This is a genomic window from Streptosporangium amethystogenes subsp. fukuiense, from assembly GCF_042665875.1.
Lineage (GTDB): Bacteria > Actinomycetota > Actinomycetes > Streptosporangiales > Streptosporangiaceae > Streptosporangium > Streptosporangium fukuiense.
Genome location: NZ_JBHTEE010000001.1, coordinates 5,346,973 through 5,367,001 on the forward strand (window position 1 = coordinate 5,346,973; position 20,029 = coordinate 5,367,001).

Genomic DNA, 20,029 nt, shown 5'->3' on the forward strand with positions numbered 1-20,029 from the left:
TAGCCCCGAGACACGTGTCCCGGGGCTATCTGGCCGTTACCGGGACCTGGGCGCGGGCCGCGCGGCCCGCCGGGATCAGCGTCACCAGCAGGGCGGAGCCGACCGCGACGAGCATCGCGACGGCGAGTGTCAGGGCCGAGGGCGTACGGCCGATGCCGGCGCCGACGCCGCTGGTGTGGCCCTGCAGGTCGATCAGCCCGCCGACCAGCGAGGCCCCGGCCGCGGTACCCGCGACCACGCCCAGCACGATCAGCAGGCCGGTCCCGGTGACCAGGGTGGCGGCCACCTGCCTGGGGGTGAGGCCCATGGCCTTGAGCACCGCGAGGTCGAAGGCGTGGTCGCGCAGGCCCAGGGCGGCGGCCGTGAGGAGGTTGGCCAGGCCCAGCAGGGCGAGCACGCCGATCAGCGCCACGATCACCACCCGGATGATCGCGAGCCTTTCGGCCGGATTGACCACCCGGTGCACCTCGAGGGCCTCTGCCGAGGCGGCCAGCAGCCGCGCCCGCACCTCGGCCGGGTCCGCGCCCGGCCTGAGCACCAGGCTGTAGAACTGCGGCGGTACCGCGTCCTTGGCCGCGAGGCTGTCGATGCCGAAGGAGAGCACCTCCCCGTCCTGGTCCGGCTCCACCACCCGGCCCACCAGGTGCACGATCAGCGGGGTGCCGCCCACGGTCAGCCGGACCCGGTCGCCGATCCGCACCCCCAGCAGGTCGAGCAGCCCCTGCCCGGCGACCGCCTCTCCCCTGGCGGCGTACATCCGGCCCTCGACCACCGAGAACGGGTACGGCTCGGCCGAGGTGCCCGCGGCGCGGGCCAGCACGCTCCTGGTCTGCTCGGGCTCCAGGGCGAGCACCTCGGCGCCGGGATAGGCGGCCAGCACCTCGGGGTCGGCCCTGGCGGTCCTGAGGGCCTCGTCCGCGGAAAGCTTGTCCGGGCGCACCGTGAGCGCCGCCGCCTGGCCCACCTGCTCGGGGTGGCGGAGGAAGTCGTCCAGGGTGGCCCAGCAGCCGAGCCCAATGGTGATCATCATCATCGGGATCGCGACGCCGAAGATGCTCAGGAACGCCGGGACCCGCCTGGTGAAGGCGTCGCGGGTGCCCAGGACCAGGGCGGGCGGCAGCCGCAGCAGGAGCGCCAGCCGCGCCAGGCGCGACAGGTGCCCCCGGAGCGGCGCCGCGGGGGCCGCGGGGATCGGAGGGGTGCGCCCGCCGCGCCAGGCCGGCAGGGCCACCGCCACGCAGACCACCGCGGCGGTACCGCCGACGATGGCGAGCAGCGGGCCCGGCGAGAGCGGCAGGATCGGCATCCCGTCCAGCACGAACGAGGCGGCGACCTGGCCGCAGAGGAGCCCGATGACGATGCCGAGCAGCCCGAGCGCGCCATGCTCGGCCATGAGCACGCCGAAGACCTGGCCCCGGGTGTAGCCGAGGGACTTGAGGGTGGCGATGTCGCGGGTCTGGGTCAGTACCCGGCCGCCCACCGCGTTGGCGATGGCGAGCGCGGCCGCGACCAGCCCGGTGACGCCGAACAGCGCGAGCAGCAGGCCGAGCAGCCGGTTGTCCAGTTCCATCGAGGCGCGGACCTCGCGCCAGGTGGACATCCGCTGGATCTGCCCCTCCAGGAGGGTGACGGCACCGTGCACGGCGGGCAGCGTGGCCTCGCCGTCGGCCAGGCGCAGCCCGGTGACCGACTCGCTGCGGCCCAGCGCGGGCTCGACCCTGGCCAGGATCGGCGCGAGCGTCCAGGCCAGGCCGGGCGTCCACTCGGGGTAGAAGCCCTGCTCCGCGCTGTCGGCCAGGCCGACCACGATGAGCGGGTGGGTGGCGCCGTTGAGCCCGGTCACCGGGAACGGGGCGCCCACCTTCAGGTCGACCGCCTTGGCGAAGGAGCGCTCGACGACCACGCCGTCGGTGTCGCCGGAGCGGAGCGGGCGCCCCTCCCGGACCAGCGGGACGGCGACCTGCTGCGGTGTCGCGGCGATCTCCCGCAGCGCCACCGGCGACTTCCTGCCCTCCAGTGTGAGGGTGACCGGGGCCGACCGGTAGGGACCGGCGACCTGGACCACGCCGGGGAGCCTCGCCAGCGCGGCCGGATCGGGGGCGTCCCTGGTGTGTATCCACACGTGCGCGCCCCTGGACTCGGCGAAGAGGCCGCGCCAGGGGTTGGTGCCGTCCTCCAGCAGGGTCGCGGAGGTGATCAGCGCCGTGACGATCCCGGCCACGGCGAGCACCGTCAGCAGTGCCTGCGCCCTGCGCGCTCTGAGGTCGGCCCGGATCCACCTGACGGAGGCGTGGACCGTGCTCACCGCGGCGCTCCCGGCGGCGAAGGCCGTACGGCCCGCGAAGGCATGGTTCGGGCGATCCCCGGCGATGTCGGCCGGGGAGGGGGGAGTCGCACCGGTCAACCTCTCAGTTCGATGACGTCACCGGGGCCGCCCCGGGGACGGCGGCGGGCCAGGCCGGCGCCGCCGTCGTCGACGATCTGGCCGTCCAGCAGGGAGACCACCCGGTCGGCCAGGCTCGCCACCCGGGCGTCGTGGGTGACCAGGACGATGGCCTGGCCCTCGCGGTGGACCTCGCCGAGCAGGCGCAGCACGTCGCGGGTGTTGCGGCTGTCGAGGTTGCCGGTGGGCTCGTCCGCGAGCAGCAGGCTCGGTTTGTTGGCCAGTGCGCGGGCCAGCGCGACCCGCTGCTGCTCGCCGCCGGCGAGCTGGGCAGGCGCGGCGTCGGCGCGGGCGGTCAGGCCGAGTTCACCGAGGAGGTGTTCGCGGCGTCTGCGGGCCTCCTTCGCGGAGACCCCGGCCAGCAGCGCGGGCAGCTCGACGTTGTCGGCCACGGTCATGTTGGCGACGAGGTTGAAGAACTGGAAGACGAAGCCGATCTTCTTGCGGCGGAGCAGCGCCCAGGCGCTCTCCTTCAGCATGTCGGTCCGCTGTCCGTCGAGCCAGATCTCGCCGCTGGTTCTGGCCTCAAGGCCGCCGATCATGTGGATCAGGGTGGACTTGCCGGAGCCCGACGGTCCCATGACCGCCACGAACTCTCCCGCCTCCACCCGCAGGTCGACCCCTCGCACGGCGGGCACCGGCACCTCGCCGTCCTGGTAGATCTTGACAAGATTGACGGTGTCGACCACGGGGGACGTCAACTCAGCTCCTCCTGACAACGTTCGAGCCAGTCGAGATCAGCCTGGAGATGGAGCATGGCCCCCTCGATGAGCAGGAGCGCGGCGCGATTGTCGCGGTCGGCCCGTCCGGCGAGTTCGTTGAGGTCACGCATGAGTCCGAGGTAGTGACGGCGCTGGCGGTTGATCATCGCCATCCTGTCGGCGATGCCGGTCATCGGGGCCAGCACGAGCTTCATGAAGAACTCGTCTCTGACCCTGGGCCCCTCGGTGGGCTCGTCCACCCACGTTTCGAGGGCCTCGCGGCCCGCGGCCGTCAGGTAGTAGACCTTCTTGTTCGGCCGGTTGGACTGCTCGACGTCCACGACGCGCACGAGGCCGTCCTTCTCCAGACGGCCGAGCGTGACGTAGATCTGCCCGATGTTCGGGGAAGGATAGGCGCTGCCGAAGATCTGTTCAAGGGCCTGTTTGAGCTCGTACCCGTGGGCAGGTTCCTTTGCGAGGAGCGCCAGCAGCATCGGCCGCACGCCCCACCTCCTCGGAGAGCTCGTTACGTGAGCGTTACGGGTTTATCCGTTGACGATGATGTTATCGCTATGCATAACATGCATGCATCTACCTAACACGTATGTAATCAACGGGAAACCCGGAGGTCACGGTGCGCCGACTCATCCCCGTCGTGCTCGCCGTGCTTCTGGTGGCGGGGTGCTCGGCGGCCGGCTCGCAGGAGACCGAACGGTTCGGCGGGACCGGCCCGTTCACCCTCGTCATCGGCCGCGACACGACGGCGTATCTGCAACCGCTGCTGGATCGGTGGAACCAGACGCACCCCGAGGAGCGGGTGAGCCTGCTCGAACTGCCCGAGGCGGCCGACGAGCAGCGCGCTCAGATGGTCGCCAACCTGCAGGCGGGGAGTGACCGCTACGACGTGCTCGGGCTGGACGTGGTCTGGACGGCGGAGTTCGCCGAGGCGGGCTGGATCCTGCCGCTGGACCGTGCGATGTTCCCGCTCGACCGGTTCCTGCCACCGGTCGTCGACACGGCACTCTACCGGGGCAAACTCTGGGCGGTGCCGTACACCAGCAACGCCGGACTGCTCTACTACCGCAAGGACCTGCTGGCCAAGGAGGGGTTCGAACCTCCGAAGACCTGGGCCGAACTGCGCAAGCAGGCGCGGACCCTGCGCACCAAGTACGACATCGGCGGCTACGCGGGTCAGTTCCTGGCCTACGAGGGCCTGACCGTCAACTTCACCGAGGCCGTGCAGTCGGCGGGTGGGCAGATCCTCAGCCCGGACGGCACCTCGGTGACCATGGACGTGGCCAGGGCGAAGGCCGGTCTGGACTTCCTGGTGGACGGGTTCAGAGAGGGTTGGATTCCGCCCGAGTCGCTCTCCTTCAAGGAGGAGGAGTCGCGAATGGCCTTCCAGGAGGGCAAGCTGGCCTTCGCCCGTAACTGGCCGCACGCGTACGGGCCGGCCACCCTCTCCTCCGTCGCGGACAAGTTCGGGGTCACCAGGCTTCCCGGGCTGAACGGCCCGGGAGCCGGCTCACTCGGCGGCTACAACCTCGCGGTTAGCGCCTTCTCCAAGCGGCAGAAGTCGGCCACCGAGTTCATCCGCTACTTCACCAGCCTGGAGAACCAGCGGCGGGTGCTCGCCGACGGCTCGTTCCCGCCCGTGTGGGCCGAGCTGTACGACGACCCCGATCTGATCAAGCGTTTCCCCTACCTGCCGGTTCTGAAGCAGAGCATCCTCTCCGCCCGCCCCAGACCGGCGAGCGCCAACTACAACCAGGTGAGCCTGGTGATCGCCAGCGCGGTCTCCAACGCGCTCACTCCCCCTTTCGAGGAGGCCGGCGACGACGTTGTCGCCTCCATGAAAGGCCAGCTCGACGAGATCATTCGGGTTCGTTGACCCGGGGCCACCCCTCGGAGCGAACCGTCATCCCCACCTCAAGCGCTGGCAAGTCCCTATATCCCCCATTTCAAAACCTCAATACCTCAGGAGGTCTACCCGGCATGCGTAAAACCATTGCAGCGGTGACCACGGCAGGACTCGCCCTGGCACTCGCCGCGTGCGGCGAGTCGACCCCCACCACACCGGCCGGTAGCGCGTCCGCGCCCGCCGCCAAGACCCTCGAAGGGGTGACCATCGAGGTCGCCGCCAAGTGGACCGGCGCCGAGCAGACCAACTTCCAGGAAGTGCTCAAGGCGTTCGAGGCGAAGACCGGCGCCAAGGTCACCTACGCCTCCACCGGTGAGGACACCGGCGCCTACCTCGGTCCCCGTATCGAGGGCGGCAACCCGCCGGACATCGCGATCCTGCCCCAGCCGGGCCTGGTCCAGCAGTACGCGGACCAGAAGGCGCTCAAGCCGCTCACCGCCGAGGTCCAGAAGCAGATCGACGACAACTACACCCCGTACTGGAAGGAGCTCGGGTCGGCGGGCGGCCAGTCCTACGGCGTGCTGGTGAAGGCGGCCCACAAGTCGCTCATCTGGTACCGCGACCAGGCGTTCCAGGACGCCGGGGTGCAGCCTCCGGCCACCTGGGACGACCTGGTCAAGGCCGCCCAGACGATCGCCGACTCCGGCACCCCGCCGTTCTCCCTCTGCGGCGCCTCCGGCTGGACGCTGACCGACCTGTTCGAGAACGTCTACCTGTCCAGCGCGGGCCCGGAGAACTACACCAAGCTCTCCAAGCACGAGATCCCGTGGACCGACCCCAGCGTGACCACCGCGCTGGAGAAGATCGGGCAGCTCGTCGGCAAGAAGGAGTTCCTGCTCGGCGGCTCTTCCGGCGCCCTGCAGACCGACTTCCCGACCTGCGTGACCCAGGTCTACGGCCAGGACAAGTCCGCCATGGTCATCGAGGCCGACTTCGTGGGCACCACCGCCGAGGAGTCGGGCGCCAAGCTGGGCGAGGAGGCCAAGTACTTCCCGTTCCCGAAGGCCGGTGACACCGAGCCGGTCGTGCTGGGCGGCGACATCGCGGTGGTGCTGAAGGACTCCAAGGGCGCGATGGCCCTGCTGGAGTTCCTCGCCTCCAAGGAGGGCGGCGAGATCTGGGCGAAGCTTCCCGGCTACCTCTCCCCCAACCGCAACGTCTCACCCGACAACTACCCCGCCGAGCTGACCAAGCAGCTCGCCCAGACGATCATCTCCGCCGGTGACGCGGTCCGTTACGACATGTCCGACCTGGCGCCGAGCGCCTTCGGCGGCACGGACGGCAAGGGCCAGTGGAAGCTCCTGCAGGACTTCGTGCGCGACCCCTCGGACATCAAGGGCATCCAGACCAAGCTTGAGGCCGAGGCCAAGAAAGCCTGGAAGTAAGGGAGCAAGGCCGTGACCAACCGGTTAGACGGCCCGCAGGACCCGCACGGCGACACCGCCGGCGGGTCCTCCCCCGGACCGAACGACACCCTGCGGCCGGCGCCCGACGCCGGCCCCGAGGTCCGCACCCCCCCACCCGACGCCCCCGCCGGGGACGCCGCGCCGGTGAAGCCGGCGAAGAAGGCCGCCCGGCTGGGACCGCCGCCGAGCATGGCGATCTGGTTCCTGCTGCCGGGAGCGCTCCTGCTCGGCGTGATGGTGATCTATCCGATCATCTACTCGATCTTCCGCAGCCTCTACGACGCCAACGGTGACGGTTTCGTCGGCGCGGGGAACTACGCCACGATCTTCAGTGACTCCGCCACCCTGATCACGATCAGGAACAACCTGATCTGGGTGGTGGTGGCCCCCCTCCTGGTCACCGCGATGGGTCTGATCTTCGCCGTGCTCACCGAGCGGATCCGCTGGGCGACGGCCTTCAAGCTGATCGTGTTCATGCCGATGGCCGTCTCCCTGATGGCCTCCGGCGTCATCTTCCGCCTGGTGTACGAGCAGGCTCCCGACCGGGGCGTGGCCAACGCCGTGATCACCTCGGTGAGCGGCCTCTTCGGCTCCGACCAGGGCTACCCGGACGCCCGTCCCAGGGAGAACGACCAGGCACCGGTCGCCGCCTCGCAGGGCGCGGTGGTGAGCAGGCAGCCCGCCGCCCCGGGGAAGACGGTGCTCGTCCCGCTGGTCGGCGTGAAACCGGACTCCCTCGCCTCGGCCGCGCCGGCGAAGGTGGCCCAGCCGGGTCCCGGCGAGCTGGCCGGGACGGTGTGGGTGGACTTCACCCAGGGCGGCGGCGGAGCGGTCAACCAGGTGGACCCCCAGGAGAAAGGTCTGGTCGGGGTGACCGTGGAGGCGGTGAGAGACGGTGCCGTTCAGGCCACCGCCCACACCGAGGCCGACGGCACCTTCCGCTTCACCGGCCTCGCCCCCGGCGACTACCAGGTGCGGCTGCCGGCGTCGAACTTCCAGGCGCCCTTCAACGGGATCTCCTGGCTGGGACCGACGCTGATCACCCCGGCGATCATCGGGGCGTTCATCTGGGTGTGGGCCGGATTCGCCATGGTGCTGATCGCGGCGGGCCTGGCCGCCATCCCGCGTGACGCGCTCGAGGCGGCCCGCATCGACGGCGCCACCGAGTGGCAGGTGTTCCGGAAGATCACCGTCCCGCTGCTCGCCCCGGTGCTGCTCGTCGTGTTCGTCACGATGATCATCAACACGTTGAAGGTCTTCGACCTGGTCTTCGTCATCGCGCCGGGATCGGTGCAGCCGCAGGCCAACGTGATCGCGCTGGAGATGTGGCGCGTCTCCTTCGGCGGTGGAGGCGACCAGGGGCTGGGCAGCGCGCTCTCCATCTTCCTGCTGGTCCTCGTGCTGCCCTTCATGATTCTCAACATCCGCCGGTTCAGGAGGGACAACCAGTGACCACCTCCACCACCCTCGGCGCTCCACCGCGCAGCGTGGCGGGCCGCGTCGTCGACCGGATCGGCGGCGGCCTGGTCCAGGCGGTGCTGGTGCTGATCGGCGTCTTCTGGCTGGTCCCGACTCTCGGGCTGTTCGTGGTCTCGCTCCGCGAGGAGACGGCCAACAACTCCACCGGCTGGTGGACCGCCCTGACCAAACCCGCCGAGTTCACCCTCAAGAGCTACACCGACCTGCTGGCGAGCGGGTTCACCGCGTCGTTCTGGAACACCGTGTTCATCACGGTGCCCGCGACGCTCCTGGTGATCGGCATCGCGGCCATGGCGGCGTACGCGTTCGCCTGGATGGAGTTCCCCGGCAGGGACGCGCTCTTCCTCGTGGTGGTCGCCCTGCTGGTGGTGCCGATCCAGATCGCGCTGATCCCGATCGCGAAGCTCTACGGCACGGTCGGCATCTTCGGCTCCATCGCGGGCGTCGTCCTCTTCCACGTCGCCTTCGGGCTTCCGTTCGCCATCTTCCTGCTCCGCAACTTCTTCGCGGGCATCCCCCGCTCGCTGCTCGAGGCGGCGCGGATGGACGGCGCCGGGGAGTGGAAGATCTTCTCGACCGTGGTGTTCCCGCTGGCCAAGCCCGCGGTCGCCTCGCTCGGCATCTTCCAGTTCCTCTGGGTCTGGAACGACCTGCTCGTCGCCCTGGTCTTCGCCAACACCGAGAACCAGCCGATGACCAAGGCCCTGCAGTCCCAGATGCGGCAATTCGGAACCAATGTGGACATTCTTGCGCCAGGCGCTTTCCTGTCGCTGATCATCCCATTGATCCTCTTTTCGCCTTCCAGAGGTATTTCGTGCAGGGAATGATGGCCGGTTCGGTGAAGTAACGACAGGGGCAGGCCCGGTACGGCGCGCGCCGATTTCCGGCACGCGCCGTACCGGGCCTAAAACATCGATAGGGTCCTGCACATGGCCGCACGTCCCTTGAACGAAGTCGTGGAAGCCGGGTGGGCCAAGGCCCTGGAACCCGTTGCTGAGAAGATCGCCGAGATGGGCGAGTTCCTCCGGAGGGAAGTGGCGGAGGGCAGGCAGTACCTTCCGTCCGGGGCCAACGTGCTCCGCGCCTTCCAACAGCCTTTTGACCAGGTCAAAGTGCTGATCGTGGGACAGGATCCGTACCCTACGCCGGGTCATCCCATCGGTCTGAGCTTCTCCGTCGCCGCGGACGTACGCCCGATCCCGGCCAGCCTGCGCAACATCTACAAGGAGCTCACCGAGGATCTCGGGCTGCCGATGCCGAGCAACGGCGACCTGACCCCCTGGGCCGAGCAGGGCGTGCTCCTGCTCAACCGGGTGCTCACCGTCATGCCGGGCAAACCCGCCTCGCACCGGGGCAAGGGCTGGGAGGAGGTCACCGAGCAGGCCATCAAGGCCCTCGTCGCGCGCGAGCAGCCGATGGTGGCGATCCTGTGGGGGCGCGACGCCCGCAACCTGCGCCCGATGCTCGGCGACATCCCGGCCATCGAGTCGGCCCACCCCAGCCCCCTGTCGGCCCGCAGCGGCTTCTTCGGCTCCCGCCCGTTCAGCAAGACCAACGAGCTTCTCCAGCAGCAGGGTGCGACCCCCGTGGAGTGGAAGCTCCCCTAGCCCCGTCCCGCGGATCTCTCGGCGGGCAAAAGATCCAACGGACAGGGCGCAGGCCCTGTCCGACCCTTACCAGGCACTAGGATTTCCACCATGAGTGATGAATCGGGCACTGAACGCTATCTGCGTCTGACTGTTGAGCTGACCGTGGAGGTGCAGGACATCGCCTCCCTGCAGGCCGCCGCGCTGAAGGAGATCAACCACCCTGACGCCGACCTGGACGACGACGAGCGCAAGGAGCAGGCCGAACTGGTCTCGGCCGACGAGACCGGTGCCACGGCGCTGCAGTGGCTGATCGAGCCGGACCACGTCCTGGGTTTGATCGAGCACGTCGAGCAGATCGAGCCCCGCGAGGCCGTGCTGGGCGTCGAGCCCTCCGAGGGCCCCTCGGACGAGGACGAGGACGAGGACGAGGACGACCACGCGGGCCACGACCACGCCGGTCACAACCACCGGCACTGAGAGCGACCCGGCGACCCCGCCGGTGGGCGGCCTTTCCAGCTGGAAAGGCCGCCCACCGGCGGGGTTTTCGGCGCCGGAGCACTCACGTCAGGCCATGGAGACGAGCGGCGCGGGGTAGCCGGGGACGCCCGAGGGGAGCTTCCACGGCTCGTGGATCACCCGCTTCGGCAGGGTGGCGAGCTCGGGGACGTAGCGGCGGACGTACTCACCCTCCGGGTCGTACCTCTTGGCCTGCCGGATGTGGTTGACGGGCCGGTTGGGCCGGGTGTCGTTGCCGGTCCCCGCGACCCACTGCCAGTTGCCGTAGTTGTTGGCCACGTCGCCGTCGAGCAGCCGCTCGAAGAAGTGGTCGGCCCCGACACGCCAGTCGACACGCAGCCGCCTGACGAGGAACGAGCCCACGATCAGGCGGGCCCGGTTGTGCATCCAGCCCTCGGCGAGCATCTGCCGGATCCCGGCGTCCACGATGGGGATTCCGGTCATGCCCTCCCGCCACGCCTGCGCCGCGTGCTCGTCGTCGCACCACTCGTGCCCGCGTGGGCGGTAGTCGTCCCGGTTGATCCGCGGGAAGGCCCGTGTCACCTGATGGAAGAAGTCCCGCCAGCACAGCTGCCTGACGAACTCGCCGGCGTCCCCGGCCTCCCCGGCCAGCGACTCCAGCTCCAGCGGCGAGACACAGCCGAAACGGAGATAGGGACTGAGCCTGGAGGTGCGGTTGCCCGCCATGTCGTCGTGGCCGTCGGCGTAGTCGTCCACGCAGTGTCTCAACCACTGCTCCATCCTCCGGCGCCCGGCCGTCTCACCCCCCCTGAACAGCTCGTACGTCTCGTGTCCGGGCTCGGGCAGCCTGCCGGGGCTCAGGCCCTCGGGGACATGGACCACGCCGGGGGCCTTGAGCACGTCCCTGCGTGGTTGCCGGCTCCAGGCCCGCCAGTAGGGGGTGAAGACCCGGTAGTGGTCACCGCCGCCCGACGGCCTGAGCGCGTCCGGCGGCACGACCGTCAGGCCGGGGAAGGCGCGGAACTCCACCCCCGCGCGCTCGCACTCCGCCGCCAGGCGCCGCTGCCTGCGGTGCGCGAGGGCGCTGACGTCCACGCCGGTGTGGACCGCCCCGGCCCCCGACTCCCCCGCCAGGCGCATCGTCTCCGCGACCGGGTCACCCCTGCGCACCACCAGCTCACCGCCCCGCTCGCGGAGCGATCCGCGCAGGTCGGCCAGGCATTCGGCGAGAAATCCCAGGCGGTTGCCCGCGGGTATGTCGGGATCGATGACGAAGAGTGGTATGACATGACGTGCGCGCTCGCACGCGGCGGCGAGCGCCGGGTGGTCGTGCACCCGGAGATCGCGGCTGAACAAAACGATCACAGTATCGGTCACGTTTCCCCTTCGCCGGGTCACGCTCCGCCGGTTGCATCCGCCGGAGCTCGGAAGTCGAAGGAATGTCCGGGGATCGGCCGCTCGTGTCGCCGGTCACGCTGGTACGGCGGTAGCGGGCTTGAAATGGGATGGGATGGAAAGGCAGCGACAGGTGACCGCTGACGAGGAGCCGGGATACGGCATCGGCGCCGTCTCACGACGCCTCGGCGTGCCCGCCCCCACGCTGCGGACCTGGAACCTACGCTACGGCGTGGGTCCGAGCCGCCGGAGCCCCGGGGGGCATCGGCGCTACGACGCCCGCGACCTGTGGCGCCTGGAGGAGATGAACCGGCTCATCAGGAGCGGGGTTCCCCCCTCCGACGCGGCACGGGAGGTCCTGAGGATCGAGGTCGTCCCACCGGCGGCTCCGGAGGCGGGCACCGAGGAGATCCCCTCCTCTCCCGTCGCGGAGCGGCCCGGCGTCCCCACGGCGGCGATGCTGGCGCGGGCGGCGATGACACTGGACAGCCGAACCGTCTACGACTGGATAGAGGCGTCGCTGGTCAGGCACGGCGTGCCGTGGACCTGGGAGCGGCTGGTGATACCGGTCTTCGAGACGATCTGCGACCGCCAGGCCGAGAGCGGCGCGAGCGTCGAGATCGAGCACCTGTTCTCCGACCGGCTGCTGGCGGCGCTGATCCAGCTCACCACGCGTCCCGCCCAGCCGGTCAACACCCGCCCCGTACTGCTCGCCTGCGCCGAGGACGAGCAGCACAGCCTGCCGATCTACGCGCTGGCCGCCACGCTGACCACCGACCACCGGGTGGAGACCCGGGTGCTGGGTGCCAGGACCCCGTACCCGGCGCTGGCGGACGCGATGCGCCGGTTGGGCCCCTCGGTGGTCTTCGTCTGGTCCCAGCTGCCTGCGACCGGTGATCCCGCCCCGCTCGCGTCGCTGCCCGTGCTCCGCCCGCCGAGCCTGGTCGTCGCGGGCGGTCCGGGCTGGTGGGAGGGACTGCCGGCGTCGGTCCCCCACGTCACGTCGTTCCAGGACGCACTCACCCGCGTCCTCGCCGCTCTGGCCTGAGTTCCGGCTTTTCACCGGCGGACCGGACCCCCTTCTCCCCTCCCGTTGACCGGCGTGCCGCCGTGCCCTGCTTGCGATCACATCGACCGGCCGGGTATGAATAGGTTTTGAATAAGTTTTCTCGACGGACGGAGGCGTCATGACGGACAACCTGAACATCCGGTTCGCCGAGGGCGACGATGCGGCCCTGGCCGAGTGCTTCACCGCCCACGGCGCCCTCGTCCGCTCCTACCTGCGGCGATTCGTGCCGCAGCAGGAGGTCGAGGACCTTCAGCAGATCGTGTTCGCCGAGGTCTGGCGGTCACGGCACCGCTTCGACCCGGCCCGCAGCCTCCCCGCCTGGATGCTCGGCATCGCGCACAAGCGCGCGGTCGACCAGCTTCGGATGCGCACCCTGCGCACGGTGCCGCTGGACGTGGTGGCGGATCCGGCCGGCGACGACGGCAGGATCGACGGCGACGGCATGGCCGAGCGCGACCAGGTGCGCTGGGCGCTGACCAAGCTGCCCGGGCCGCAGCGCCAGGCGATCGAACTGGCCTACTACGGCGACCTGACCCAGCGGGAGATCGCCGAGAGGCTGAGCGTCCCACTCGGCACGGTCAAGGCCCGTACCGCCCGCGGACTGCGCCGCCTGTCCGACATCCTCACCCCGGCCGCGGCGTGAACGGCTGGACGGACGGCACGGCCGTCATGGAGCGGATCTTCGCCGGCCTCCGGCTCCGCGCGCTGCTGGAGAGCGACTGGCGCCCCCGGGACCTGGTGTCCTTCCACGCCCGGCACAAGATGCAGCTGCTGGCCCACCACCCCGTGGCCTACCGGCAGGCGGGGCGGGTGGTGGCCCAGGCGGGCACGCGGCCCCGCGAGGAGCTGGCCGCCGACTACGCGCGCCTCTTCCACGCGGCTTTCGCCGTCGAGGCCGGCATCGGCCGCAACGTCAACGTCCTGCAGCACTGCATGGGCATGCTGGGCGGCTCGCTCGACCCGGCGCACCGGTTTGAACTGGTCCGGGCCATCGCCTCCTACCAGGCCGGTCAGGTGGCGCTGAGCGTCCCGGCGGCCCTGCTGCGCGGCTACGCCCGGGGCGAGGCCGCGCGGTACGTACGGGACCAGACGTTCTTCTCCCCGTACTCGGAGGATCTTCGCGACCAGGTGGCCGACTGAGCCCGTGGCCACCGCGGCGGTCAGCCGGGCGGATTCAGTCTCACCACCGCGAGGGAGCGGGCGGGCAGGGACAGTTCCTCCCCCCGCACCGTCGCCGACGCCTCCGAGGCGAGCAGGATGTGGCCGGGCGCGGACCGTCCTGGCCCGAGCCTGACGGTGAGCGGGACCGGGCCGAGGTTGGCCGCCACCCTGAGTCCTCCCCGGTGGACGACCAGCCAGGACTCGCCGTGGTCGACCCGGACCCGGTCCAGTCTCGGGTCCGTCAGCTCGGGATGTGCCCGGCGCAGCGCGATCAGGGCCCGGTACCAGTCGAGATGGGCCCGGTGGGCGTCGTCGTCCAGCTCGCTCCAGTCGAGCTTGGAGCGCAGGAAGGTCAGCTCCTCGCCGGGGTCGGGGGCCTTCTCCGCCCAGTCGTCGTAGCCGAAGCCGACGAACTCCCGCCGCCGCCGGTCGGCCTCGCCCTCGCGCAGCCGCGGCTCGACGTGATCTGTGAAGAACAGGAACGGCGTGCGCGCGCCCCACTCCTCCCCCATGAACAGCATGGGAGTGAACGGCGAGGTCAGCAGGAGCCCGGCGGCCAGCCGGAGCGCCTCGGGCGCCAGCCGGTCGCCCTCCGCGCGGTTGCCGATCTGGTCGTGGTTCTGCGCGCAGCAGACGAAGCGGTAACCGGGCAGGTGGGCCGCCGATCGGCCGTGGGACCGCCCCCGGAAGGACGAGTAGGTCCCGTCGTGGTAGTAGGCGCGGGTCAGCACCTTGGGCAGTGCCCCGTAGAAGTCGTCGTAGTAGCCGTGCCGCTCCCCGCTCACCGCCACGTGCAGGGCGTGGTGGACGTCGTCGTTCCAGGCGGCCGCCAGGCCGTACCCCCCGGCCTCGCGGGGGGTCATCAGCCTGGGGTCGTTGAGGTCGGACTCGGCGATGAGCGTCAGCGGCCTGCCCACGGCCGCCGACAGCGCCTCCGTCTCGGCGGCGATCTCCTCCAGCAGATGGACGGCCCGGTCGTCGCGCAGGGCGTGCACGGCGTCCAGCCGCAGGCCGTCGATGTGGTAGTCGCGCAGCCACTGCATCGCGTTGCCGACAAGGTAGGCGCGCACCTCGTCGGAGCCGGGGCCGTCCAGGTTGACCGCCTGCCCCCAGAAGGAGGAGGCGGTGGAGTGGAAGTAGGGGCCGAAGGGGGTGAGGAAGTTGCCCGAGGGACCGAGGTGGTTGTAGACGACGTCGAGGATCACACCGAGCCCGCGCCGGTGGCAGGCGTCCACGAGGCGCTTGAGCCCGTCAGGGCCGCCGTAGTTGTCGGTGACGGCCCACAGGTCCACGCCGTCGTAGCCCCAGTTGCGCCCGCCGGGCACCGGCGGCACCGGCATGATCTCCACGAAGTCGACGCCGAGCTCCGCCAGGTGTTCCAGCTTGCCGATCGCCGCGTCGAAGGTGCCCTCGGGGGTGAAGGTGCCGATGTGCAGCTCGTAGATGACCGAGCCCGGCAGGTCACGCCCCCGCCACAGGGCGTCCCCCCACTCGAAGCGGTCGTGGTCGTAGAGCCGGCTCGGGCCGAAGATCCCCTCCGGCTGCCAGCGGGTACGGGGATCGGGCAGCGCCTCGCCCCCGTCCAGCCGGAACCGGTAGTCGGTGCCGTGCCCGGCACCGGGCACCTCGGCGAACCACCAGCCGCCGCCCGCGGACGACATCGGATAGCGCACCTCGCCGATCTCCACATCCACCGCCGTCGCCCGCGGCGCCCAGACCTCGAACATGCTCAGTCCCTTTCCAGGAGTGCGACGGGGTGGACCGAGAGCAGGTGGGCGAGCGGGATCCTGCCGGTGTGCTCGGCACCGGAGAGCAGGTCCCGCCAGGTACCGTGCGGCAGGGTGAGCGTGCTGCTCCCCCAGCCGCCGCGCCGCTCCAGGCCGACCGGCAGCCGGGTGGCCACCGCCACCGCCCGTTCCCCCCTGGCGAAGGCGACCGCGTGCTCCCCGGCCTCGATCGGGACGTACGGCGCCGCGGGGTCCAGCCTCCGCCGCAGGTCCAGCGCCCGGCTGGTGATCGCCAGCTTGGCCTCGTCCCAGGACAGGCCCTCGGTGGCGGGACTCGGGTGTGCCTGCTCCGGATGGGCCTGGCTCGCGTGAGCCTGGGCCGCCGAGAGCATCCGGCGGCGCAGCGGGAAGTCGACCGGGCGGCGGTTGTCCGGGTCGACCAGGGAGAAGTCGGTGATCTCGTTGCCCCAGTAGAGGTCGGGCACGCCGGGCAGCATGAGCTGGACCAGCTTCTGGCCCAACGAGTTGGACCTGGCGTACGGCTCGATCCGCGCGGCGAACTCCTTGATCGAGGCGCCGCACTCCTCGACGGCCCGGGTGACGAAGTCGCGGATGCCGCGCTCGTAGGCCGGGTCAGGGGCGGCCCAGGAGATCGAGGTCTTGGCCTCGCGGGCCGCCTTGAACAGGTAGTCGAAGAACCTGTCGGGGCCGATCGGCCAGGAGGCCATCAGGTTCTGCCAGGCCAGGTAGTCCAGGGCCGGGTCGAAGGAGACCTTCGAGGACCACTCGCCGACCGCCGCCGCCCACTCCTGGGGAAGCTCGGACAGCACGGCCAGCCGGGCCCGCACGTCCTCCGAGCGCTTGGTGTCGTGGGTGGACAGCGTCGTCATCGTGCCCGGCGACATCCGCCGGCAGAACGCGTGGAACTCCTCGATCGGCTCGCCGAACCTGTCGGGCTCGCCGCCCACCTCGTTCAGGCAGGACAGCGGGTACCAGCGGTAGAGGGCGGTGTCCTCCACGCCCTTGGCCATCACCGGGCCGCAGGTCTGCTGGAAGCGGACGACCGCCTCTGCGGGCCCGGCCAGCACCCGCTGGACGACCTCCGCCACCGGGGCGCCCTCGGGCAGCCGCCCCGCGGCGACCTGTCCGGCCTCCTCGACGATCTGGGCCGAGATCTCCGGCACCGGCTCGCCCGGCACCGCGTAGGCCCGGTAGACCGGCATCGCGGCGAGCAACTCCACCAGTGTCCGGCGGTCGGAGCCGACGACGGCGTGCAACCTGTCGATCTCCGCGTCGAAGAACAGGCTCAGCACCTCCGCCTTGGACTCGCGGACCACCGCGGCGTAGCCGGCGGGCATACCGGTCTGCAGGGTGAACAGCTCCACCAGCGGCTCTTTCCCCGCCGGGTCGACGAACAGCCCGGTGATCCGGTTGAGCACCTCGTAGCCGGTGGTCCCGTCGCACTCCCAGTCCGCGGGCAGCCGCTCGGAGCCGATCAGGATCTTCTCCGCCACGGTCCACACACCCGAGGCGGCGCGCAGCCGCGACAGGTAGCCGCGCGGCTCGGCGAGCCCGTCGGGGTGGTCCACCCGCAGCCCCTGGATGACCCCCTCCCGGACCAGCGAGAGGATGACGGCGTGCGTGGCGTCGAACACCTCCGGGTCCTCCACCCGCAGCCCGATCAGCGAGGAGACGTCGAAGAACCGGCGGTAGCCGGGCCCGCGCCGCCAGTCGACCAGCCGGTAGTTGGTGTCCGGCAGCGGGAAGACGTGGTCGTGGTAGCGCAGCACGTCACCGTCGACCACCGCCTCCCCCGAGTCGCCGAGCACCGGCATGTTCACCTTGCCGTCGCCGCCGGCCCAGTCGATGTCGAACCAGGACGCGTACCGCGACTTCTGCCCCTCGGCGAGCACCGACCACAGTTGCGCGTTGTCCGACTCCGGCACCGGGACCGTCATGTGGTTGGGCACGATGTCGACGACGATGCCGATCCCGTGCTGGGCGAGCGTCGCCGACATCGCCCGCAGCCCCTCGATCCCGCCGAACTCCTCGCGGACGCGCGAGTGGTCGATCACGTCGTAGCCGTGCCGCGACTCCGGCACGGCCTGCAGGATCGGCGACAGGTAGACGTGGCTCACCCCCAGATCCCGCAGGTACGGGGCCAGCTCGGCCACCTTGTCGAATCCGAAGTCGGGGGTCAGCTGGAGCCGGTAGGTCGAGACCGGCACCTCGTAGGAGTCGGGCGAGGGCGGGGGCTCGGGTACCTCCTCGGGGAATTCCACCGGCTCCGGCACGTTCTCGCCGAACAGTGCCGCCCCGGGGTCCGCCGGGACCTCGCCGTGGGCGACCTGCGGCGGGACCACACCGGGCACCGGCTCTCGCGGTACCACGGTGGGCACGGGCTCGGGCGGGACCACGGTGGGCGCGGGCTCCAGCGGAGCGGGCTCGGGGGTGGGTTGCGTGATGGGCTCAGACACGGCGCAACACCCTCACCGAGCGGCCGACCACCGGCACGCTCTCTCCGGCCCGGCAGACCCGGGTGTCAACCGTGATCGGCATCGCCGTGTCGATCTCTGTCAGCCACATCTCACCGTAGTCCTTCGGAAGGGTGAACTTGATGACGTCGTGGTGGGCGTTGAACAGCAGCAGGAACGAGTCGTCGACGATCTGCCGCCCCCTGCGGTCGGGCTCGGTGATGGCCTCACCGTTCAGGAAGACGGCCAGCGACCTGGCATAGCCAACGTTCCAGTCGGCGTCGGTCATCTTCTCCCCTCTCGGAGTGAGCCAGGCGATGTCGCTGAGGTTCTCCTCGGAGCCTCGTACGGGCCGCCCGTAGAAGAACCTGCGCCGCCGGAAGACCGGGTGGTCGGCGCGGAGCCTGGCCAGCCGCCGGGTGAACTCGAGCAGCAGCCAGTTCTCCCTGACGTCGGACCAGTCGACCCAGCTCAGTTCGTTGTCCTGGCAGTACACGTTGTTGTTGCCCCGCTGGGTGCGGCCCAACTCGTCGCCGTGGGAAATCATCGGAACGCCCTGGGACAGGAAAAGAGTGGTCAGGAAGTTGCGCTTCTGCTGCTCGCGCAGCGACTCGATGGCCAGCGAGGCGGGCCCCTCCTCACCGCAGTTCCAGGAGCGGTTGTCGTCGGTGCCGTCCCGGTTGTCCTCGCCGTTGGCCTCGTTGTGCTTGCCGTTGTAGGAGACGAGATCCTGCAGGGTGAACCCGTCGTGGCAGGTGACGAAGTTGATGGAGGCGGCGGGGCGGCGGCTGTCGTCCTGGTAGAGGTCGCTGGAGCCGGTCAGCCTGGAGGCGAACTCGGGCAGCGAGGCGGGCTCGCCCCGCCACAGGTCGCGGATCGTGTCGCGGTACATGCCGTTCCACTCGGTCCACCTGGCGGGGAAGTTGCCCACCTGGTAGCCGCCGGGGCCGACGTCCCACGGCTCGGCGATCAGCTTGACCTGTGACAGCACCGGGTCCTGCTGGACCAGGTCGAAGAAGGCGCTCAGCCGGTCGACCTCGTGCAGCTCCCGCGCCAACGTCGCGGCCAGGTCGAACCTGAAACCGTCCACGTGCATCTCGATGACCCAGTAGCGGAGCGAATCCATGATCATCTGAAGCACGTGCGGGGAGCGCATGAACAGGCTGTTGCCGGTGCCCGTGGTGTCCAGGTAGTACCGCCTGTCGTCGTCGACCAGACGGTAGTAGCCGGTGTTGTCGATGCCCCGCATGCTCAGCGTCGGGCCCATGTGGTTGCCCTCGGCCGTGTGGTTGTAGACCACGTCGAGGATGACCTCGATGTTCGCCTCGTGCAGGGCCTTGACCATGGCCTTGAACTCCAGCACCTGCCCGCCGCGCTGCCCGGTGCTGGAGTAGGCGTTGTGCGGGGCGAAGAACCCGATGCTGTTGTAGCCCCAGTAGTTCGTCAGCCCCCGCTCGACGAGGACGTGGTCGGTGACGAACTGGTGTACCGGCATGAGCTCGATCGCCGTCACCCCGAGGGCGGTCAGGTGATCGATGATCTCCGGATGCCCGATCGCCGCGTAGCTGCCCCGGATCCGCTCAGGGATCTTCGGGTGGTTGATCGTCAACCCTTTGACGTGCGCCTCGTAGATCACCGTGTTGTGGTACGGGGTGCTCGGCGGCCGGTCGTGCCCCCACCCGAAGAACGGGTTGATCACAATGGAGCGCGGCACGAACGCGGCCGAGTCCGCGTCGTTGCGGCTCTCCGGATCGCTGAAGCGGTAGTCGTACACCGCCTCGTCCCAGTTCACGTCCCCCTCGACCGCCTTGGCGTACGGATCGAGCAGGAGCTTGGCCGGATTGCACCGCTGTCCCCTCCGCGGATCGTACGGGCCGTGCACGCGGTAGCCGTACCGCTGTCCGGGACCGACGCCGGGCAGGTAGCCGTGCCAGACGAAGCCCTCACACTCGGTGAAGGTGACCCGTGTCTCCCGGTTCTCCTCGTCGAACAGGCACAGCTCGACACGTTCGGCGGCCTCGGTGAAAAGCGCGAAGTTGGTCCCCGCGCCGTCGTAGGTGGCCCCGAGAGGATAGGGATCACCCGGCCATATCTCGATCATTGCACCGCCCCTTCAGCGGTGAACAGATATGCCCCGTCTCAGCCTGGCCATGCGCACATCTCCACTCCTGCGAAAGTGATCTCGGA

General features: G+C 70.2%; 15 protein-coding genes and 1 pseudogene. 9 read left to right on the plus strand and 7 right to left on the minus strand.

Annotation, left to right across the window (positions count from 1 at the left end; translation table 11 throughout):
* Positions 1-25: 25 nt before the first annotated feature.
* From ACFQVD_RS22850 to ACFQVD_RS22860, 3 genes are read right to left on the minus strand one after another with little or no spacing between them, the layout of a single operon-like run.
* Positions 26-2,404 (minus strand): ABC transporter permease, encoded by a 2,379-nt coding sequence (locus ACFQVD_RS22850; RefSeq protein ID WP_343975750.1) that lies wholly within the window; start codon positions 2,402-2,404, stop codon positions 26-28.
* Entirely contained in the window at positions 2,401-3,144 is a 744-nt protein-coding gene (locus tag ACFQVD_RS22855; RefSeq protein ID WP_364159115.1) for an ABC transporter ATP-binding protein, read from the minus strand. Before ACFQVD_RS22855 ends, ACFQVD_RS22850 begins: the two co-directional genes overlap by 4 nt.
* The gene (locus ACFQVD_RS22860) at positions 3,141-3,638 is read right to left on the minus strand and encodes a PadR family transcriptional regulator (protein WP_343976006.1); all 498 of its coding nucleotides are present in this window, start codon (positions 3,636-3,638) and stop codon (positions 3,141-3,143) included. The genes ACFQVD_RS22855 and ACFQVD_RS22860 overlap by 4 nt, the downstream gene beginning before the upstream one ends.
* Positions 3,639-3,778: 140 nt before the next feature.
* Here ACFQVD_RS22860 and ACFQVD_RS22865 point away from each other — a divergent pair, with 140 nt between their 5' ends.
* The 6 genes and pseudogenes from ACFQVD_RS22865 to ACFQVD_RS22890 all read left to right on the plus strand — a co-directional run bounded on the left by ACFQVD_RS22865 (position 3,779) and on the right by ACFQVD_RS22890 (position 10,016).
* The gene (locus ACFQVD_RS22865) at positions 3,779-5,035 is read left to right on the plus strand and encodes an ABC transporter substrate-binding protein (RefSeq protein ID WP_343975756.1); all 1,257 of its coding nucleotides are present in this window, start codon (positions 3,779-3,781) and stop codon (positions 5,033-5,035) included.
* Positions 5,036-5,139: 104 nt separating this feature from the next.
* Positions 5,140-6,450: an ABC transporter substrate-binding protein gene (locus tag ACFQVD_RS22870; RefSeq protein WP_343975759.1), complete on the plus strand. Its 1,311-nt coding sequence runs from the start codon at positions 5,140-5,142 to the stop codon at positions 6,448-6,450.
* A gap of 12 nt (positions 6,451-6,462) precedes the next feature.
* Positions 6,463-7,923, plus strand: coding sequence for an ABC transporter permease subunit (locus ACFQVD_RS22875; RefSeq protein ID WP_343975762.1), 1,461 nt, complete (start codon positions 6,463-6,465; stop codon positions 7,921-7,923).
* A pseudogene (locus tag ACFQVD_RS22880) lies at positions 7,920-8,797 on the plus strand (carbohydrate ABC transporter permease). The gene ACFQVD_RS22875 and the pseudogene ACFQVD_RS22880 overlap by 4 nt, the downstream one beginning before the upstream one ends.
* Positions 8,798-8,879: 82 nt before the next feature.
* Positions 8,880-9,557, plus strand: a complete 678-nt coding sequence (locus ACFQVD_RS22885) for a uracil-DNA glycosylase (protein WP_343975768.1) — start codon at positions 8,880-8,882, stop codon at positions 9,555-9,557.
* A 90-nt stretch (positions 9,558-9,647) separates the two neighbouring features.
* On the plus strand, positions 9,648-10,016 hold the full coding sequence (locus ACFQVD_RS22890) for a hypothetical protein (protein ID WP_343975771.1): 369 nt from the start codon (positions 9,648-9,650) through the stop codon (positions 10,014-10,016).
* An 87-nt stretch (positions 10,017-10,103) separates the two neighbouring features.
* Here ACFQVD_RS22890 and ACFQVD_RS22895 read toward each other — a convergent pair whose 3' ends face one another.
* Complete coding sequence (locus tag ACFQVD_RS22895) at positions 10,104-11,393, minus strand: cryptochrome/photolyase family protein (protein WP_343975774.1); 1,290 nt, start codon at positions 11,391-11,393, stop codon at positions 10,104-10,106.
* Positions 11,394-11,544: 151 nt separating this feature from the next.
* Between ACFQVD_RS22895 and ACFQVD_RS22900 the strand changes: the two genes are divergently transcribed.
* From ACFQVD_RS22900 to ACFQVD_RS22910, 3 genes are all read left to right on the plus strand, one after another.
* Positions 11,545-12,459, plus strand: a complete 915-nt coding sequence (locus ACFQVD_RS22900) for a MerR family transcriptional regulator (protein WP_343975777.1) — start codon at positions 11,545-11,547, stop codon at positions 12,457-12,459.
* Positions 12,460-12,598: 139 nt separating this feature from the next.
* Complete coding sequence (locus ACFQVD_RS22905; RefSeq protein WP_343975780.1) at positions 12,599-13,123, plus strand: RNA polymerase sigma factor; 525 nt, start codon at positions 12,599-12,601, stop codon at positions 13,121-13,123.
* Entirely contained in the window at positions 13,120-13,620 is a 501-nt protein-coding gene (locus ACFQVD_RS22910) for a YbgA family protein (protein WP_343975783.1), read from the plus strand. The genes ACFQVD_RS22905 and ACFQVD_RS22910 overlap by 4 nt, the downstream gene beginning before the upstream one ends.
* 20 nt (positions 13,621-13,640) lie before the next feature.
* On the opposite strand, the gene treZ is transcribed toward ACFQVD_RS22910, so the two are convergent.
* The 3 genes from treZ to glgX are packed head-to-tail and all read right to left on the minus strand — an operon-like array spanning position 13,641 to position 19,943.
* Positions 13,641-15,368, minus strand: a complete 1,728-nt coding sequence (gene treZ, locus ACFQVD_RS22915; RefSeq protein WP_343975786.1) for a malto-oligosyltrehalose trehalohydrolase — start codon at positions 15,366-15,368, stop codon at positions 13,641-13,643.
* Between the two features lie 2 nt (positions 15,369-15,370).
* Positions 15,371-17,845 (minus strand): malto-oligosyltrehalose synthase, encoded by a 2,475-nt coding sequence (treY, locus tag ACFQVD_RS22920; protein ID WP_343975789.1) that lies wholly within the window; start codon positions 17,843-17,845, stop codon positions 15,371-15,373.
* On the minus strand, positions 17,838-19,943 hold the full coding sequence (glgX, locus tag ACFQVD_RS22925) for a glycogen debranching protein GlgX (RefSeq protein WP_343975792.1): 2,106 nt from the start codon (positions 19,941-19,943) through the stop codon (positions 17,838-17,840). Before glgX ends, treY begins: the two co-directional genes overlap by 8 nt.
* Positions 19,944-20,029 lie beyond the last annotated feature (86 nt).

What these genes read in the sequence shown, in the direction of transcription:
- ACFQVD_RS22890 (WP_343975771.1), top strand. Translation starts at nt 9,648, where the DNA reads ATGAGTGATGAATCGGGCACTGAACGCTATCTGCGTCTGACTGTTGAG.
- ACFQVD_RS22860 (WP_343976006.1), bottom strand. Translation starts at nt 3,638, where the DNA reads ATGCTGCTGGCGCTCCTCGCAAAGGAACCTGCCCACGGGTACGAGCTC.
- treZ (WP_343975786.1), bottom strand. Translation starts at nt 15,368, where the DNA reads ATGTTCGAGGTCTGGGCGCCGCGGGCGACGGCGGTGGATGTGGAGATC.
- ACFQVD_RS22870 (WP_343975759.1), top strand. Translation starts at nt 5,140, where the DNA reads ATGCGTAAAACCATTGCAGCGGTGACCACGGCAGGACTCGCCCTGGCA.
- ACFQVD_RS22905 (WP_343975780.1), top strand. Translation starts at nt 12,599, where the DNA reads ATGACGGACAACCTGAACATCCGGTTCGCCGAGGGCGACGATGCGGCC.
- glgX (WP_343975792.1), bottom strand. Translation starts at nt 19,943, where the DNA reads ATGATCGAGATATGGCCGGGTGATCCCTATCCTCTCGGGGCCACCTAC.
- ACFQVD_RS22885 (WP_343975768.1), top strand. Translation starts at nt 8,880, where the DNA reads ATGGCCGCACGTCCCTTGAACGAAGTCGTGGAAGCCGGGTGGGCCAAG.